This window comes from Natronococcus amylolyticus DSM 10524, assembly GCF_000337675.1.
Lineage (GTDB): Archaea > Halobacteriota > Halobacteria > Halobacteriales > Natrialbaceae > Natronococcus > Natronococcus amylolyticus.
The window spans coordinates 18083-35133 of the sequence record NZ_AOIB01000042.1; the positions used below are offsets into that span (position 1 = coordinate 18083).

Sequence of the window (17051 nt, forward strand, 5' to 3'; positions counted from 1 at the left end):
GTTTTCAGAGGTTATTGTGCGGCATCTGAGTGGGAGGGTCGAACAGAGGCCCTCCCAGATGTCCACGAGGGATGTCGGTATAGCTTGTGAACGGGAAGGTGTTCAGGTAACTATACCGACGATCCTAATCGACTGAGTTTCAATCGAGGGCGAGAGCGTTTCGCCGGAAACAGTCAGACTTAATACAGAAATTGGAGCGTCCGCTTCGACTCCGTCTCAGCGGTACTGATCCAAGTCTGCGCTGTCATGCGACTCATCGGCGGTCATCGCCTCGAGCTGTTCCTGATACCGATTGCGAATCGTGACTTCCGTAACCTGTGCTACCTCAGCAACCTGTTTCTGCGTTTTCTTTTCTCCATAGAGCAACGATGACGAATAGATCGCTGCTGCGGCGAACCCGGTTGGAGATTTGCCGGACAAAATTCCCTGTTCGGCACTCGTGTCTATGATTTCTTCCGCTTTCGACTGAATTCTTTCGCTAACGTCGAGTTGGGAACAGAACCGTGGTAGATACTTCTTCGGATCTACTGGTCGCATTTCGAGCTCGAGCTCCTGTGAAACGTATCGATACGTCCGAGCGATCTCCTTGTTTTCGACGCGCGAGACCTCCGTCACCTCACTGAGGCTGCGGGGAATGCCCTCTTGTCGACACGCAGCGTAGAGGACGGCTGTCGACATCCCTTCGATAGAACGCCCACGGATCAGGTCCTCCGAGAGTGCCCGTCTGTACATCACCGAGGCGACTTCGCGGACAGACCGGGGAACGCCGAGTGCGCTCGACATGCGGTCGATCTCGCTAAGGGCGAACTGGAGGTTTCGCTCGCCGGCGTCTTTCGTTCGGATGCGTTCCTGCCACTTTCGGAGCCGGTTCATCTGGTTTCGCTTTTCGCTCGAGAGCGACCGGCCGTAGGCGTCTTTGCTTCTCCAGTCGATCTGGGTCGTCAGACCCTTGTCGTGCATCGTTTGGGTTATGGGGGCACCAACCCGGGATTTGCTCTGTCGTTCCGACTGATTGAACGCTCGCCATTCGGGGCCGCGGTCAATCTGATCGTCTTCGAGTATGAGTCCGGTTGGTTCGTGTATGAGCTCCCCCTCAGCAGTCCGAACGACGTCACTAGAATCGATATTATCGGGGTCAACCGTTTCGGCCGTCTCCTCCGTTTCGCTACGGGCCGTCTCCTCTGTCTCGCTACGGTTCGCCTCTCGGTCTGATCGCTGGCGAGTAGCCCCGTTCGTCACAGAAGTTACTATCTGCGAAGTAGTATTAATCTTACTGTTTATGTTAATAATTGGGAGTTCGAACCACTGCGTATCCCGTGCGAACTGGTCAAAGAAGGGGTTCGTCACGATACTGAGTCATACCCATGCTCTTGAAGCAGCTCGGGAAGTCGGTCGCGGTGGTCGCCCTGTAGCTCGATGGTATCGTCATCGACCGTCCCACCCGTCGCCAGTGACGACTTGAGCGATGATGCGAGCGATTCGGTCGTTGATTCCGGAACATCGAATCCCGAGACGGTCGTAACTGCCTTTCCGTACCGCCGCTCTTCGACGTCAATCGATACCTGTTGCTGTGCTTTGGCGAGATCGACGAGTGTCCGTCCCCCGACTGCTCGAGGCCGTTCAGCGTTCGAGAGGAGTTCACCGAGCACATCAACAGCGAGCACGCCGGCGAGTACCAGCGCGAGGATTGCCTGATATGCCGGCTGGTCGGCAGGCTTGACCCGATCGCGACAGCGTGGATGACGAGGAGTGACCGCATCGTTATATTGGAAGTCGCGGCCAGCGACAGTCATCCCTCTGGATGATCGCGAAGCCGACCTGCTAATCGCTGCCGCACTGGCTCGGTTCTTGGTCGACTACAAACGCGTCGACCCAGAATTCGCCAAGCGGGCCTAGCAGGTCACCTAGTTCACAGAAATGCAAGGAGGAAGCCCACGACTGTAGTCGTGGGTAACTTACGGAAACACGAGACTGGTTGGAGAAGAGAAGCTGTCGTCATCGCCAACATCGGGTGTATCAAGCACTGCTCGGATCTCATCGAATCGTTCACCTCGTTCTATTCTCTGTGTCTCCGGCTTCCAATGAATGAATCCCAAATCATCCAGTTTGGGGAGGTGGCTATGATACAGTTCGATCTGATTTTGTTCCCACTGGCTTGCAACGACTGGGTTCTCGTCGGCGAGACTATCCAGGTCGATTCCGTCCTCGTGCTCGAGCAGGGTACTCAACACCTGTCGTCGGAGAGCCCTCGACAAGGCTCTGGAAACCTCGTCTGACACACAGTATCATGGGTCTCGGAAGAGGATAGATCGAAGGCCTGCACATGCGAATCTGAGCCCATATATTCTGCATAGTCGTCCACCTTCACCTCTCGAATTGAGCGCTCGAGTATCTAACCACTCGGTATAGGCCACAAATTCATACCCGGAGCACCAGCGACACCTTTGGACGAATATAAGGGCAAACACGGTACTCATCCGTTCGATTCATCGACTCTATACCAGTGTAAACTCCACTAAAATACCGGTATGATAATTCATGCCAACCTATTATCTACTGTTGGTGTATCGATAAGTGGAAGTAAATGAGTTCAAAGCCTTCAATGGAGTCTCACCCTATTAGCATACGCGTCGTCGAACAAGTCGCAGAGCGGTCAAACAAGGACCCTATCGAATTACCGCCGCTCCACTCGTATGTGAATGTGGATGCGCTCGACGCATTGTTTAGATCTTCCCAGCTTGACATTCAAAATTCCGCACAAATTGAATTCCAGTATACTGGATATGATGTTACGATTTTATTTGAAGAATTTGCTGAGATATCGATATCGGAGTCTGACTGATATAAGAAGTACTGATTCAGGCTATCTAACGCACAGATAACGTTGGTAGATGTACTCCTACCGTCCAGGTACTGCAATTGCAACACTGTAGTTCGACAGGAGTCGAAACTTGTTGGCCAGAAGACATATATGGCCCGATATTGTCGTGTGTATTGATGACATGGGCCAAGAATTATAAGTCTCGACAAAAGATGGAATCAGCCTGCAAATTAGATGGAGCACTTACTCTCTTTAGCAACAACCTCCGACGACAACTTCTCGAATCGATAAGCAAGAATACTACAGAGAAGACCGAGGTTGTTGCTCTTGAAGATATAGAGTGGAAACCCGAATATACAGAATCAGTATTACTCGAGTTGCATCATACTCATCTTCCAAAGTTGAGCGCAGTAGGATATATTGAGTGGGAGGAAGAGGCTGGGGAGGTTCGACGGGGACCGAACTTTGACGAAATCGAACCGCTAGCGGTGCTGGTTGATGAACACCGAGATAAGCTTCCTGGGTCACCGCCCTGAATCTCGAGTCATTGCCTCGTACCGGTTATGCAGCCTTTGGAAGGTTCGATTATTTAGAGTGATACAGACGTAGCTAATTGCAGTCTCTGGAATTAGTAGGTCACAGGTAGGGTGACCTACCACTCTGTGGCTGACCGATGGTCGATCAGAGGTGTCGGAGACATTGGTTAACGGGGGAAGTGTCGCAGAGACACGTCGATGTCTCCGACGTCCTATGATCCCCCGCTAAGACTACTAATAACTTTCTTTGTGCTAATGACAAAGAACAAGTCTGTGGGTGATTGAATAGGGATCCTCACAAGGAGACTGAACTCAGACGGGGTGTGTCGGAAGCCAGGGTGAGTCTGGCTTCCTTGGGTACACGTCGACAGTATGGTTGGTGAGTAGGCACCAACCTGTCATGTCCTGAGGGATCCGGTTGGCCGGCAGTGCTGCGCTCGCCGGGGGATGGCGTTGAGGGAACGTTGGCACCCACCGACCACTTGGATGTTTTCGTTACTTCCGCTAAAAATTTCCCACTAGTTGTATAGGTTCAGGATACTGAAGAAGGTGGTAAATGTATTTGTAGAGGGCCACAAATCCGTTGTGGTTTTCTATATTTCTCTCCATCATCCGAACAACACTTTTATATCACACTATTCCAACCAATTCAAGTTCTGTACCGACTCTCCTTTTGGAGAGTACGAATGAATCCAGCAACCATCGTGTTACAAGCAGATGTCTTCAGTCAAGAAGCCCTTCTTGGAAGCATCGTTGCAGCACTACGATTTCTTCTCGCCTTTGGCGTAATCTGGCTGGTCGGTCAGAAGGTTGGCATTCCGTTCGCAGAACGAGCGCTCAAAAAGCGTGACTTGGATGCTCACGTCCGAACCCCCTTACTAAGGCTCGTAAACTTTGGAATCCTTTTCGTTGGTGTAGCAATTGCATTTGGCTTCGCTGGCTACGGCAACTTCCTCGTTTCATTGGCCGGGATTACTGCAGCGGGGGCACTTGCAGCGGGATTAGCGCTTCAAAACGTCATCTCGAATTTCGTGGCTGGAATTTTCATTTATATCGACAAACCGTTCCGCGTAGGTGACTGGATTGAATGGGATAATGGAACGTATTCGGGTACTGTCGAGGATATTTCGCTGCGAGTCACTCACGTACGTACGTTCGACAATGAACTCCTGACAGTTCCCAACTCAGCGCTCACTGAGGGTGTGATAAAAAACCCTGTTGATGGGGACAAACTCCGTCTGAAGTTCGTCTTCGGAATCGGCTACGACGATGATATTCAAGACGCGACAGACATTATCATCGAAGAAGCGGAACGGAATCCGGAAATTATGGAGGAGCCTGCGCCCTCCGTTCGACTAACCGAACTCAACGACTCTGATGTAGGGTTGCAGTCTCGCATCTGGATTGCAAACCCGTCGAGAGCGGATTTTGTCCGCACCAAAGGAGACTACATCACGTCGGTCAAACAACGGTTTGACGAGGAAGGAATCGATATCCCCTACCCTGTCCGAACACTCGAGGGGGGACTCAAGTTTGGTAATGAGCAAGCTATTCCCGAGACAGCCGACTGACACAAACCGATAGCGGTGATCGCCGCATTGAACGTAGGAGTCATGGGGCTCCTACGAACAGCCGAGAGTACGACTCCGCTCTCTATCAACGTTTAGGTGTGGGACGCGGGCTTCGGGCTGTCGATCGGCAACGACCCTGAGTAGGGTTGTCGAGCCCCGTATCGGGGCTCCGCAACGAGACCACCGCAGGTGCTGTGGTTCCAGCCTACCTATCGATAGAGGTGACCCCTTGGAATTGGATCAGTTTTCCACTCTATCGCTTCTTTAAGTGCTTCTGGCCATAAGGTAGAGCTATGACGGGAAGCCGTTCTCTCGTGTTTTCAATTCAGTAGCGTGGGCTGTCCTGGCTCACATATGAGGACAAGGCGCGAACGTTGCTGATAGAGGCGTTCAGTATGTCCGAGTCTCCGCGCGATGGGGTTCAGTCATGGACCGAGTCGACGGGCGCCCGCGAACGCATTCGGGCCGTTGCCGAAACACTTTGCAAACCCCGTTCAATCAACTGGATCAGTGAGCAGGTGGAGGCCGCCTGGAGTACGACCAACGAGGGACTTCAAGATCTCGTTGAGCAGGGACAGCTGCGCCGCGTCGAGGCTGGCGAGACGACGCTCTATCCTTCTCATAGCCACCATGGTCAGCCCGCTTTGCTGCTGACCTCAAACCGATCTCTGTGAATCGAGCGTGGACATTCGTAAATTTATAGTGGCGGGAAGGAGGACATTCTCTAATGACCTACGAAGATTTAGATACGGAGTTGGTGAATGAACTACTCGGTAATGGACGCGCTAGCCTACGAAGTCTTGCCGCGGACCTCGACGTCTCAGTGACGACGGTTTCGAACCATCTGTCCGATCTCGAGGAGGATGGCATCATTCGAGGATATACACCGGTTATCAACTACGATGCTGCCGGGTACGACGTAACCGCTGTGATGCAACTCCAAGTCGAAGGCAGTGCGCTCGGTGAAATCACGGACACGTTGCAGGCCCACGACCAGATGATGTCCGTCTACGAAGTCACTGGCGACTATGACATCATTGCGACCGGCAAGTTCAAAGACACCGATGATATGAACGATCAAATCAAGGCCCTGGTGACGGATCCCGATATCAAGCAGTCGAACACCAGTATCGTCCTCAACAGCGTCGCTGAAAACGAGCAGTTCGAACTCGAGACCGCAGACGACGATTGAGGTAGTGAATCGGCGATCCGCCGAATCAGCGTGATGCACTCTTGCTGTAAACCAGGCCAATGATAACAGCAGTGAATCGACTAGTGTCCTCCCGTGTGACCTCTGACTCGATCATTCGAGAGATTTCGTTTCGGGGTTTCCAATCTACACGACCGACAAGTCCGAGACAGTCGAAGAACTCCCCCTCGAGGAAGGTGGTAGTGATGAGCAACAGGTCTGATCCAACTGACATCCGCGAGGCATTGGAACGTGCACAAAACGCCTTCGAGGACGATTATTGTACGATTCTGGCGTAAACCCGCAGCTCAAAACCGGCGTTCGATCTGAGTTAGTTCAGTAGTGATGCATCACCATGCGAGAAGCACATGACATTCAACTAAAAGGTTAAATATTTCGCGGTTCCACATTCAACCGGATGGTTGAACGAGAGGAGAGCGAGTCCGACCTGAACGCAATCTTTGGCGCACTGGCAAACCCAACGAGGCGAGCGCTCGTGGAGCAGCTAGCAGGCGGTCCCGAAAGCGTCGGTGATCTGGCCGAGCCCCACGACATGTCACTTGCAGCGGTGTCGAAACATTTGCAGGTGCTCGAAGATGCCGGACTCATCAGTGTCGAGAAAGACGGACGCGTGCGTCGGTGTCACTTAGATGCTGCTCCGCTGAGCGACGCCTTTGGGTGGCTTACCCGCTACCGTGTCTTCTGGGAGGATCGATTCGACGCACTCGAAGACCATCTGGAGAAGGACGGACAATGACAGACGACCTTACGACAGACGAGACAATAACTGAATCAAGTGGCGAGCAGCTGACGATCCAGCGGACATTCGACGCCCCGCGAGAGCGCGTGTGGCGGGCTTTCACCGACTCCAACGAACTCGAGCAGTGGTTCGTTCCCGACGGGATGACCGCCGAGGTTCGCGCCAACGAGCTAGAACCTGGCGGTGAGATGGCCATCAGCTGGATGAACGACGACCAGCGTATCGATAACGAAGGGTACTACGTCGAGGTGATCGAGCATGAACGACTCGTCTCAAGCGAAGAGACCGAGACGGGCGAACTTCGGCTCACTTACGAGTTCCGCGAGGTCACCGATGGGACAGAAGTCGTACTTACCCAGGAGTTCACCAGTCCGGTGCCTGACGGTGCCGAAGCGGGCTGGATAAGCATACTTGACCAGCTGGAGGAACTGCTCGAGGAGGGATCGAACCGATGACAGACGCCCCGACGTCGGAGACGCGAACGATGACCGCGAGCCGCGTAATCAAGGCGTCGCCCGGGCGGATTTACGACGCCTTCCTCGACCCGGACGAACTCGCAGCGTGGTTGCCGCCGCCCGGCTTCACAGCCGAGGTCCACCACTTGGAGCCGGTAGAAGGGGGCACGTATCGCATGACGTTCTATGGCGACGCCGAGGAGGTCGCGGACTTCGAGCAATCGTTCGGCGGGATCTACGTGGAACTCGCGCGAGGTGAGCGCATCGTCTACACCGACGAGTTCGAGAGCGACGAGCCGGCGATGGCTGGCGAGATGACGGTCACCATCACCTTCGAAGCTACCGACGAGGGCACGGAGGTCACCGTTCGCCAGGAGAACATCCCCGATGCTATCCCACCGTCCGACGCAAACGAGGGGTGGAATGCCTCTCTCGAAAGCCTGGGCAAGCTCGTGAAAACGGCTTCTGCGCTCGAAACGACGGACACAAGCGTGACCGTCCGGCGCACTATCGACGCGCCGATCGAGGACGTCTGGCAGGCATTCACCGATCCCAACGAGCTAGAGCGGTGGTACGGATCGGACCTGTTGGACGTTGAGATTCACGCGCTCGAAGCCGAACCCGGAGGATCGTTTTCGATCACCATGCGTGATACCGAGGCCGAATACGACATCGAGGGTGAGTTCCTCGACGTGATCGAACGCGAGTACCTCGTTCACACTTGGTATGTCGGTCACGTCACGATCGAATTCGAGGACATCGGTGGGGGCACCGAGGTCGTGCTCACCCACGAGGACCTCCCGGACCGAGAGGTCGCCGAGCAACACGCCGAGGGGTGGATGGCGGCAATCGAAACGCTGGCGACGACAGTGCGAAACGGCGAAATCCGAGGACAATGACCCACGAGACGGAATTCGATCCGAGCGAGTACGACACGACGATCACGCGAACCTTCGACGCCTCCCGCGAGACGGTGTGGGACGCGTGGACCGATCCCGAGCGGGTGGCCGAGTGGTGGGGACCCCACGGGTTCACCGTCCCCAACTGTGAGGTGGACGCTCGACCGGGTGGCGCGTTCAGTATCGACATGCAGGCGCCCGACGGGACCGTCTACCCCGACGATGGAGTGTTCCACGAGGTCGTCGAGCCCGAACGGCTCGTGTTCACGAGCCGGGCGTTCGAGGACGAAGACGGAACCCATCACCTCGAGGTTCGAAACACCGTTACGCTCAAGACCGACGGTGGTCGGACGCACCTCACGCTCGAGGCGGAAGTCGTCTCGGCGACGCCAGCAGTGGAAGAGGCCCTCGGCGGGATGGAGATCGGCTGGAGCCAGAGCTTCGAGAAACTCGAGGAATACCTCGACGAGTAGGGACAATGACGAAACACCATGCCACCGAGCGGGAAAGTCGGACGACGAGTAACAGCAGCTATACGCCGCTGAAGGGGTTCCCCGCACTATCATCGTCGGCGTCCTGATCGTTACTGCCCTCGGGCGTCTCTTCGGCACCACCCTCGACGGGGGCTTTAGACGGGGGCTCAGGATCCGGCGGCTCGGGTACGGGATCTTTTCGTTCTCGAAGCGACTCCACGGCCGGCGAGTCGTCACTTTCGTCGCCGCGATCGTCACCATCGACGTCGGCCTCGACGGCGCCAGCGTCGTCACGATCACCTTCCTCGAGTTCGGGGTCGGCTGTCTCGACACCGTCAGTCGAACCGGCTAGCCAGCCGTCGATCGGAACCGCCGCTTCGCTGCCAACGTCGAACATAAGCAGTTCGGGGTCGCCCTCGAGGTCACGATCGTCGTTCGGTACGATAGCGATCCGGAACGCCTCGGGCTCGGGCACCGAATCGTGGCCATGCTCACGAAACATCGCCTCGGGGACGACCGGCTCGTAGATTCGAGTCCAGTCGTCGGTGAGCAGGCCCTTCGCGCCGTACTTCCGTTCGACCGTGTCGCCTCGCTCGACGACGTAGTTGCTGTCCTCCGGGTCGTAGTGGACGGTCGCCGGCGCATCGCTGGGATCTCGCTCACGGTAGTCCTCGGGCCCGTCGAACTGAAGGTAGGTCTCACCACTGTCGCGATCGCGACAGACGACCGAACCACCCTCGAGTTCAACCCACTCAGTCGAGACATCGCCTGACACGAGCGCGAGTTTCTCACCCCCAGTGTCATCGCGGGCCATCTCGAGCTGGCCGCGGGTGTAGAACTTCCGAGCGGCGTCCACCGGCGTACGCGTCGACACGAACGGGTCACTGCCGCCGGCGCCGAAGATCGCCGCGAGTCGCTCGGCATTGTTCGTCAGCCCGTCGTCGCCGCCGTCGCCGACGACGAAGAGCAGCTGCTCGGGACCCGGTGCCTTCGCCGCGTTCTTGATCGGGCCGCCGGGCTTCGAGAGCCCCTTCGACTCGGCTTCGATGTACAACGTGTCCGTCCCCGAGAGCTCGAGGACTTCCGGGTACTCCTCTTCGAGGCGTGAGCGAACGATCTGCTTGCGCTCGTCTTCCGAGAGATCACCATCAGGCACGATCGCCGGCGGGACCCTTCCGACTGCGTCGGGCAGCTCGTCGCCGTCTTGAGTCGGGAGTTCCATCTCGTAGCCGGCACGAGTACCCCACTCGTAGACCTCGCGGAGCATGTGACGATGCTTGCTCTTTCCGCCAGATCCACCCGAGCCGGTCTCGAGGCCGATCTGACCGCGGCCATCGGGCGTGACCGAGATCTCCAGGCCGTCACTCGTGCTCCGCTGTTCGAGGGCCCCGACTGCCTCAAGCCGTTCGACGATGTTCGACGCCTGCGTGTACTCGAGGCCGGTCGCATCGGTCACTGCCTGCTCTGCAGCCGACGTCTCTATCAAGTCCGACTCGGCGCGAATCGTCTCGTCGTAGATCGCCTTGAGCGCCGTCTGAGCAGCTTCGACGTCGTCGACATCCATCGGTTCGTCGACGTCGGCTTCGGTGTTCTCCCGGCCGGCAGCACTGCCTGCCTCCGACTGCCCGGTGTCGGCAAAGAAGAGGTCGTCCAGGATCTCCCGACCCGACTGGCGCTCGATCCCGTAGCGCTCGGTCGACTGCTGGATCAGGTCAAACGCTTCCTTGATCGAGTGCAGCGGCGGATATGGAGGGGTGAGCTTCGCCATGAACGAGTCGTCCTCGTGACGGAGCTTCGTCTGTGCGTGGTAGTCGGGGATCTGCGTGAGATCCTGTGGGTCTTTCCCACCGAAGCGATCCGCTAGCGCTCGAGCTTCGTCGGGCAGCAGCGGGTTCAACGAGACCAGCGTGTTGCAGTTCGACAGGATTGCCTGCTGTGCCTCGGCATCTAACTGATGGAGCGTCTGTGTCGCCAACAGTAGTCCAAGCTTCTTCGAACGAGCCTTCGTGAGCATCTTATCAATTTGTGATGCTTCAGTGAGAACGTCGTCACACTCATCGATCATGAGGAAGTACGGGTTGTAGTCGCCACCGGACGTACTCGCACCGGCGAGCTCGCGGACCTTCTTTTCGGAGGGGTTGATCCGGTCGTTCACACACGTCCAGACGCGACGCATAACTGCCGTCGCGACCATTTTCTTTGCCTCGCCGGGCAAGTCGTTCTTACAGATGATGATCTTGCCCTCGTTGACCGCCTCGGCGATCGAGACATCGGACTCTCGTTGTGCCAGAATCTGGCGAGTGATCGGATTCTCGACCCAGTCTTTGAGCCGGCCTACGAGCGCGTCGAGCTCTTGCTCTGTGAGGTGGTCGGCGATCTGGCGCGTGTAGACCTCGATGAACGCGATGTCGTCATCGTCGGCCGCCGCGATCAGGTCGGCGTACTGCTGGCGATTCTCTTCGTCCAAGAGCGCGTAGTACAGCTCGAGAGGTGTGAACTCGAACTCGTGGCGAATCATCCCCCGGACCATCGTCTTCATCACGCGGTCCATCCGGTTGCCCCAGAAGTCGCCGGCCTTCAGCAACTCCTTGAAGTCGTCGACGATTCCCTCAATCTCCTCGTTGAACCCCGTCTCGTCGGGCTCGTGGTAGGTCTCGAAGAGGTTGAATCCGACTGACTTCTCGAGGAAGTCGTCGCCCGGCGCGATGTAGATCACGTCCTCCCAGCGGTCCTTTGGAACGCGCCGGAGCAGGTCGTAGATATCGTCCCCCTTCGGGTCGATGATCGTGACGCCATGACCGGCGTACATGAGCGCGACGGCGTCGTTGTACATCTTCGTCGTCTTCCCCGTCCCCGTCGAGCCACCGTAGAAGACGTGCCGGAAGAGCCGGTCGAACTCGACTGGTACCTCGCGGCCAGAGCTCTCCGAGACGCCGATCCACAGCGGCTGTCGGGGCTCGGCTTTGGCGTTCTCGATCATCGCTCGAGGCCACGCACCGGCGTAGGTTTCGATCTCCTCCTCGACTGGATCGTAGCGCTCGATCGCCCATTCTTTTGAGTTGATCAGTACGGGTTCACTCGGATCGTCTTCACCTTCGATCCGGGCGCCAAATTTCTCGGTCTCTTCGACTGGGTCACTGTCGTCGCCAAGTAGGGACATCTATGCGGACACCTCCTGTTCGTGCTCGTGCTCCTGGTCGCGATCTAGCTCGCGATCGCCATTGTCCTCTTGACGATCGGTACCGGGACTCCAGCCGTCGTGCTCCTCGGGGTTGGTCCAGGTCGCCGGGATGTCATACTCCCAGTCGTCGGCGTCCTCAAGGCCGACTGACCGGAGCGCTTTCTCCCACGGGACGGTCTCGGGATCATGGAACTCGGAGAACCGTGGCGCGTTCGCCGGGACGTCGCCGGCGTGAGAGGTCAGCGACCAGTCGACGTCCTGTGTGTTGATGTCGTCGTTCGGGATGTGAATCAGGCCGGCGGCGCCACGGACGCCCATGATCATCTTTCGATCCGCATGAGTGCGCCCGTAGGCTCGCTCGAGTTCGGTCAGCAGCGGCTTGTCGTACAGCGGGACGACCTCGAAACCCTGCTCGGTCTTGCTTTCGTAGTAGCCGTCGAACTGTTGGGCCGTCTCGGCGACGCGCCGGACCGCCGTATCGGGATCATCAGAGACGCCGATGATCCGCAGGTTCAGCCGGAACCCCTTCTCGCCGCGCTGTTCGCGAACGATGTTCGACGCTTGCTTGTCCTTGTTCGACGCCTCCCGCTCTTCCCCGACGAGTTCGTACTTCTCGGGGAACAGCTCGTATTTCAGCGCGTGGAGGAACGACTCGTCTTTCCGTGGACTCTTGAGCTCGTCAGCGATATCGTCGATCGACGACGAGAGGAGCCCGCCCTTCCACCAATCCGCAGGCGCCGGCTCGAAGATTGTCTGGACGGATAGATCGGTCTCGGTGTCTGACTCCCGCTCGCCGATCATCTCCGCAGTGATCGAGCCGTAGGGGTCGTTCTCGAATCCCTCGATGTCCATGTGCTTGATCGGATACAGATGCTTGCCATCCGAACGCTTCCGGAGCCGAAGGTAGGCGCCGGCGACGTAGCGACCTTCCTCGAGAGGCAACAGTGCCGGACGGTCGTGCTCCGAGACGTCGATATGGGCGTCGGGATAGAACGTCTCNAGCCGAAGGTAGGCGCCGGCGACGTAGCGACCTTCCTCGAGAGGCAACAGTGCCGGACGGTCGTGCTCCGAGACGTCGATATGGGCGTCGGGATAGAACGTCTCGAGCTGGCGCTGCATCTGTTTTTGTGCCTGGGTCGTCGCCATGACCCACTGGAACCCAACCAGGCCGTTGATGTAGCGCATTTCGAACGAGTGGGTCGGCCCCTCTGCCGATCCGAGGATACCACCCCGGCCGGGGTTGTGGACGGCCGTCAGCAGGTCGATTGCGTCCTTCGGCCCACCGCCGTCTTTGCTTGGCTGTACGGCGATGGACTTGCGCTCGGGGAGCTCGCCGTAGAGCTGCTCGATCAGCTCCGGCGTGACCTCGAGAGCTTCGTAACCATCGCCGAGGCCGAGCTTCTGCTTCGTGGCACACATGGTTCGATTCCCGAGTCCCATCTAGCTCCACCTCCACTCACAGGCGTCGTCGTACTGCTTCAGGTACTGCTTATAGTCCTCACCGTGCTCGGAGGGATCGTACATGAGTGCAACCGCCTCTCGCGGATTCTGATCGTGATCCATCCGGACGCGTCCGGGGTAGCAGCCTTCATCGTCGACTCGTAGCAGCACCTCCGAGAATCCATCCGCGAGATTCCCCTTCTGGAGGTTGTCGATCAACTCGGCTTCGTCTTTCGAGAGTCCAAGGCGCTTGCCCCACTGTTCGTTCATCCCTTCGACGTACTGGTAGATCTCCATCGACGAGAGCTCGAGCATCACCTCGGCGTTGTCGGTGAGGTGAACGTTGCCCTCGCCGTCGGTGCCGAAGAAATCCTTGTGACTCTGGGTCCCAGCCCCAATGGACAGATCCCAGTGGCGGTGGTGGCGGTACTTCTGTGACAGCGACTTCACCGTCATGTCGTCGCGAAGCAGGTAGTGGAACTCGTCGGCGAAGATCATGCCGGGCTCCGGTCGAGACTTGACCTCGTTGTACAGCAGGTCCAACAAGAGATGCATCATGAGCCCGCCGCCCTCTTCGTCACCCTCTTTCAGCTGCAGGTCGGCGTAGACGAAGTCTGTGTCCGAGAGGTCGACCTCGGTCTGGTGAGCGAGGTGCTCGAGGTGGCCGCCCTCGCGGAACGGCTCGACGTGGTTGTTGATCACCGTCGTTGCCTTCTCCTCGCGATCGCGGACCTGGCTCTCGTTGTCGGGATCTTCGACGTACTCGGCGCCGTCACTCGACATTTCGTTGACGATCGTCATGACGTCGGTCATCGTCGGCGGCTCGCCGTCGTAGCCCTCCTGGCGCCGGTACTCAGGGTCGTGAGTTTTCGGCTCCTCGGTAATGCCCTTCTCGCGGCCCGCCTGCTTGAGTGCCTTCGACCAGATCGCCCGGTACTCCGAGAAGTCGAAGCCCTGCATCTTATAGTAGAGTTCGAGGAAGTCAAGTCCCGAGTCGAGCCACTCACGATACGGGGCTTCGTGGCCGATCGCATCGAGCTTGTCTTCCGGCGTCGGCTTGATGTCGAACGGGTTGATGTACGTCGACCCGACCACAATGCGTTCGCCGCCGAAGATCTCCTGAAGGTTCGCGAACTCCTGGAGGGGGTCGATCACCGCCACGAACGAATCAGGGTTGTCGACCTTGTAGCGCCACAGGTACTGGCTCGAGGTGACGGTCTTGCCGGCGCCAGTCTTGCCGACAATCACCCAGTTGTACCCCGCGTCGCGTTTGTAAACGTCGACAGCAAGCGGCTCGTTCGTTGCCATATTCTCGGCAATCTCCACGCCCGAGGGCTCATGCAGGTTCGTCGTCGTCCACGGGTTCATCGCCGCCAGTGCCTCTGACCGAACCTTCACCTTCTGGTCGACCTTGTCCTGACACGCCGGCGCAACCGTCTGGTGGCCAACGTCGTGATTCTGCCGGAGCACTGAGACCTTCGCGCTCATGTCGGACATCTTCGCTCGAATCGAGCGAATCGCCCGCTTCAATGCATCCGGATTGAACGAGCGGACCTCGATGTAGGTCTGGGCCTCAAAGATGTCGTGCTCGCTCTGGAGGTAGGAGTCCAGTGCCGCCTGTGTCTCATCTGCCTCGTCTCGATAGCGGCTCGCGAACATCTCCACTCGCGAGTCCTTGACCCGCTCGTACTTCTTCCGAAGTGCGTCGGCGTAGTCCTCGAGTTCCTGTTCGGCTTTGTCCTGGTCGACGGTCTCGATGTGGGTCGAAACGTTCGTTTGGACCTCCGCGTCGTCGAACTGCAAAATTGGCTCGAGGAATCCTTCGGGCGGATCCTTCGGGTAGCTCGAGATGAACAGCGTTGCCGCGTAGATCTCACCGTCGATCTGGAGGTGGTTCCCACCGTCGTCCATCCAGGAGCGCTCGATCTCCTCGGGGGCCAACAACGAAATGTACTGTTCCTCGAGCTCTTCGTCGGTCAGTGCGATGTCAGCGCTCCCAGGACTCTCCGCCGGCGCCGGGTTTGGCGATCCCGCGGACGTCGATTCGCCGGCTGCCACACCACCATCAGTAGCGGCCTTGGACTGCTCAGCTGGGGACTCTGCCGATGAATCCGGACTGGTGTTCTCTGCATGCTGATCCGCAATTGCGAGCTGGTTGTGGCGCCGCGATAGCGTCGTCCGTGGGTCGCGGTCGGCTTCAACGTCCAGGTGAGCGTAGGTCACGTCGTACTCCGGATCGGACACTTCGCCGGTCTCAACACCGTGGTCGGTGACCTGTGGTGTTGGGATCGGGGCCTGACGGACCAGCGACGTGTAGTCCGCATGAGCGTAGGCGTTGGCCGCCTGGTAGTGATCCGCCGCGACCTGCGAGAGCTCTTCGCTTGGGATCGGGTGTCCGCTGACGTCCTCGAGGCGCCGGATCGAGTCACTGATCGTGTCGAGTCGATCCTCGAGCAACGTGATCATCTGTGGGATGTGCTCGCCGTCTCGCTTGAGCTGGTGGACCTTCCAGTGGGTGTAGAACCGACCAACGATCGGGACCGACGTCAGCCCGCCTTCAACGTCGTCCTCGGTGACCACGTCGCCCGGCCTTACCTCCACGATCAGGTAGGGATCGACCGTGTACGTCGAGAGGTCGTACATCGAGACGACGTCGGCTCGCTCTCGGCAGAGGTCCGCGAGCAGCTTCTTCCCGAAGTCGAGCTCGGTGTAGTCGACCTCACCGGGCGCCGCTTCGCCATCGGCGGTCGTGACGATCTCCTCTTCGCGCTGGGTGTAGCGCTCGATCCGGGGCGTGTAGTCGACCATCCGCATGTACTCTGCAATCTGGATGTTGCCCTTCACGGCCGTGTCGAGGACCTTTGCGTAAAAGCGCGACTGGCGCTCCCACTCCTCTTCACTCGAGGTCACCATGTTCGCCGGGGAGATTCGCAGCGCCCCGATCACGTGGCCTTCGTCGGTCTCGACCGCCGGCGTCCCGTGATAGGCTTTTGTGTACTGCACGAAGTCCTGCGTTCGCACGGTCCCGTCGGCCTTCTCCTCGGGCGAGTCCGGGCCACGGACCGCCGAGAGGAACTGGAGGCCCTTCAGCGGGATCGAGGCCGCCTTCGCGAGCAGCGAGTCGTTCGTGGACTGTTCGAGACCGGAGTCGTCGGGGTTTCTGTCGAAGAGCATGGTTGGCTGTTGCGAGACCGATCGGAGCACTGTCTCGGCGTAAAAGCGGGCGGTCATCCAGGGATCTTTCGCGACGATGAAGCCGAAGCCGGTGCACAGCCAGACGAACGCCACGAGGTACGTAAGCGTCCCCAGCGTGCCACCGATCAACTGCCGGCCGATGAACCAGATTATCGCCGGCGGCGCGACCGCCGCCAGAACTTCCATCTTGCTCATCCCGAGGACGACCTGATCGCTCGTCCCGGTGTGGATCACTTTGTGGTCGATGCCGTCCGAATCGCTGGTACTCTTGCTCATTTGCGGTAGTGGTCTGACTCCTGACGGGCCCGGCTAGCTTGTCTCGAGTTCCGAGCGCGATCTTCTCGCTGCTTCGCCGCTTTCCGACGCTGGTTCGGCGTGACGCCGGCTCCTTGGGTCGTACTCGAGGGAGATCGCGACGATGTCTTCGAGCTCGAGGTCGAACCTGAACTCGAGTTCACAGACTGGCCGCCGTCAGTCCGAACTGGCCGGCGTGAGTTGAGCGACGATTTCGCCTGCTGTGCCGCCGCCTTC

13 protein-coding genes and 1 pseudogene are annotated in these 17051 nt (G+C 58.3%); 9 read left to right on the plus strand and 5 right to left on the minus strand.

What is annotated here, in order from left to right; translation table 11 throughout:
• Positions 1-216 precede the first annotated feature (216 nt).
• From C491_RS20380 to C491_RS22225, 3 genes are all read right to left on the minus strand, one after another.
• Entirely contained in the window at positions 217-1251 is a 1035-nt protein-coding gene (locus C491_RS20380; RefSeq protein WP_193787554.1) for a transcription initiation factor IIB, read from the minus strand.
• A gap of 92 nt (positions 1252-1343) precedes the next feature.
• Entirely contained in the window at positions 1344-1556 is a 213-nt protein-coding gene (locus C491_RS24320) for a translation initiation factor (protein ID WP_241431376.1), read from the minus strand.
• Between the two features lie 399 nt (positions 1557-1955).
• Complete coding sequence (locus C491_RS22225) at positions 1956-2279, minus strand: DUF7344 domain-containing protein (RefSeq protein WP_005559804.1); 324 nt, start codon at positions 2277-2279, stop codon at positions 1956-1958.
• A 323-nt stretch (positions 2280-2602) separates the two neighbouring features.
• On the opposite strand from C491_RS22225, the gene C491_RS24325 reads away from it, so the two are divergent.
• The 9 genes and pseudogenes from C491_RS24325 to C491_RS20420 all read left to right on the plus strand — a co-directional run bounded on the left by C491_RS24325 (position 2603) and on the right by C491_RS20420 (position 8704).
• A complete protein-coding gene (locus C491_RS24325; RefSeq protein ID WP_049892434.1) occupies positions 2603-2842 on the plus strand; it encodes a HalOD1 output domain-containing protein in 240 nt (79 codons plus the stop codon).
• 155 nt (positions 2843-2997) lie between these two features.
• The gene (locus C491_RS22805) at positions 2998-3357 is read left to right on the plus strand and encodes a DUF7344 domain-containing protein (RefSeq protein ID WP_152421396.1); all 360 of its coding nucleotides are present in this window, start codon (positions 2998-3000) and stop codon (positions 3355-3357) included.
• A 686-nt stretch (positions 3358-4043) separates the two neighbouring features.
• Positions 4044-4928 carry a mechanosensitive ion channel family protein gene (locus C491_RS20395; protein WP_005559807.1) on the plus strand — a complete coding sequence of 295 codons (885 nt, stop codon included), beginning with the start codon at positions 4044-4046 and terminating at the stop codon, positions 4926-4928.
• A 395-nt stretch (positions 4929-5323) separates the two neighbouring features.
• A pseudogene (locus tag C491_RS22230) lies at positions 5324-5542 on the plus strand (DUF7342 family protein); the annotation flags it as partial.
• Between the two features lie 113 nt (positions 5543-5655).
• The gene (lrp, locus tag C491_RS20400) at positions 5656-6120 is read left to right on the plus strand and encodes an HTH-type transcriptional regulator Lrp (protein ID WP_005559809.1); all 465 of its coding nucleotides are present in this window, start codon (positions 5656-5658) and stop codon (positions 6118-6120) included.
• Positions 6121-6535: 415 nt separating this feature from the next.
• Complete coding sequence (locus C491_RS20405) at positions 6536-6874, plus strand: ArsR/SmtB family transcription factor (RefSeq protein WP_005559812.1); 339 nt, start codon at positions 6536-6538, stop codon at positions 6872-6874.
• On the plus strand, positions 6871-7332 hold the full coding sequence (locus tag C491_RS20410) for an SRPBCC family protein (RefSeq protein ID WP_049892435.1): 462 nt from the start codon (positions 6871-6873) through the stop codon (positions 7330-7332). Before C491_RS20405 ends, C491_RS20410 begins: the two co-directional genes overlap by 4 nt.
• Positions 7329-8231 carry an SRPBCC family protein gene (locus C491_RS23045; RefSeq protein WP_005559816.1) on the plus strand — a complete coding sequence of 301 codons (903 nt, stop codon included), beginning with the start codon at positions 7329-7331 and terminating at the stop codon, positions 8229-8231. Before C491_RS20410 ends, C491_RS23045 begins: the two co-directional genes overlap by 4 nt.
• Positions 8228-8704, plus strand: a complete 477-nt coding sequence (locus C491_RS20420) for an SRPBCC family protein (protein ID WP_005559818.1) — start codon at positions 8228-8230, stop codon at positions 8702-8704. Before C491_RS23045 ends, C491_RS20420 begins: the two co-directional genes overlap by 4 nt.
• A gap of 58 nt (positions 8705-8762) precedes the next feature.
• On the opposite strand, the gene C491_RS20425 is transcribed toward C491_RS20420, so the two are convergent.
• Together C491_RS20425 and C491_RS20435 are read right to left on the minus strand one after the other, a co-directional pair.
• A complete protein-coding gene (locus C491_RS20425; RefSeq protein WP_049892436.1) occupies positions 8763-11864 on the minus strand; it encodes a type IV secretory system conjugative DNA transfer family protein in 3102 nt (1033 codons plus the stop codon).
• Between the two features lie 1461 nt (positions 11865-13325).
• On the minus strand, positions 13326-16796 hold the full coding sequence (locus tag C491_RS20435; RefSeq protein WP_005559820.1) for a VirB4 family type IV secretion system protein: 3471 nt from the start codon (positions 16794-16796) through the stop codon (positions 13326-13328).
• Positions 16797-17051: the final 255 nt, after the last annotated feature.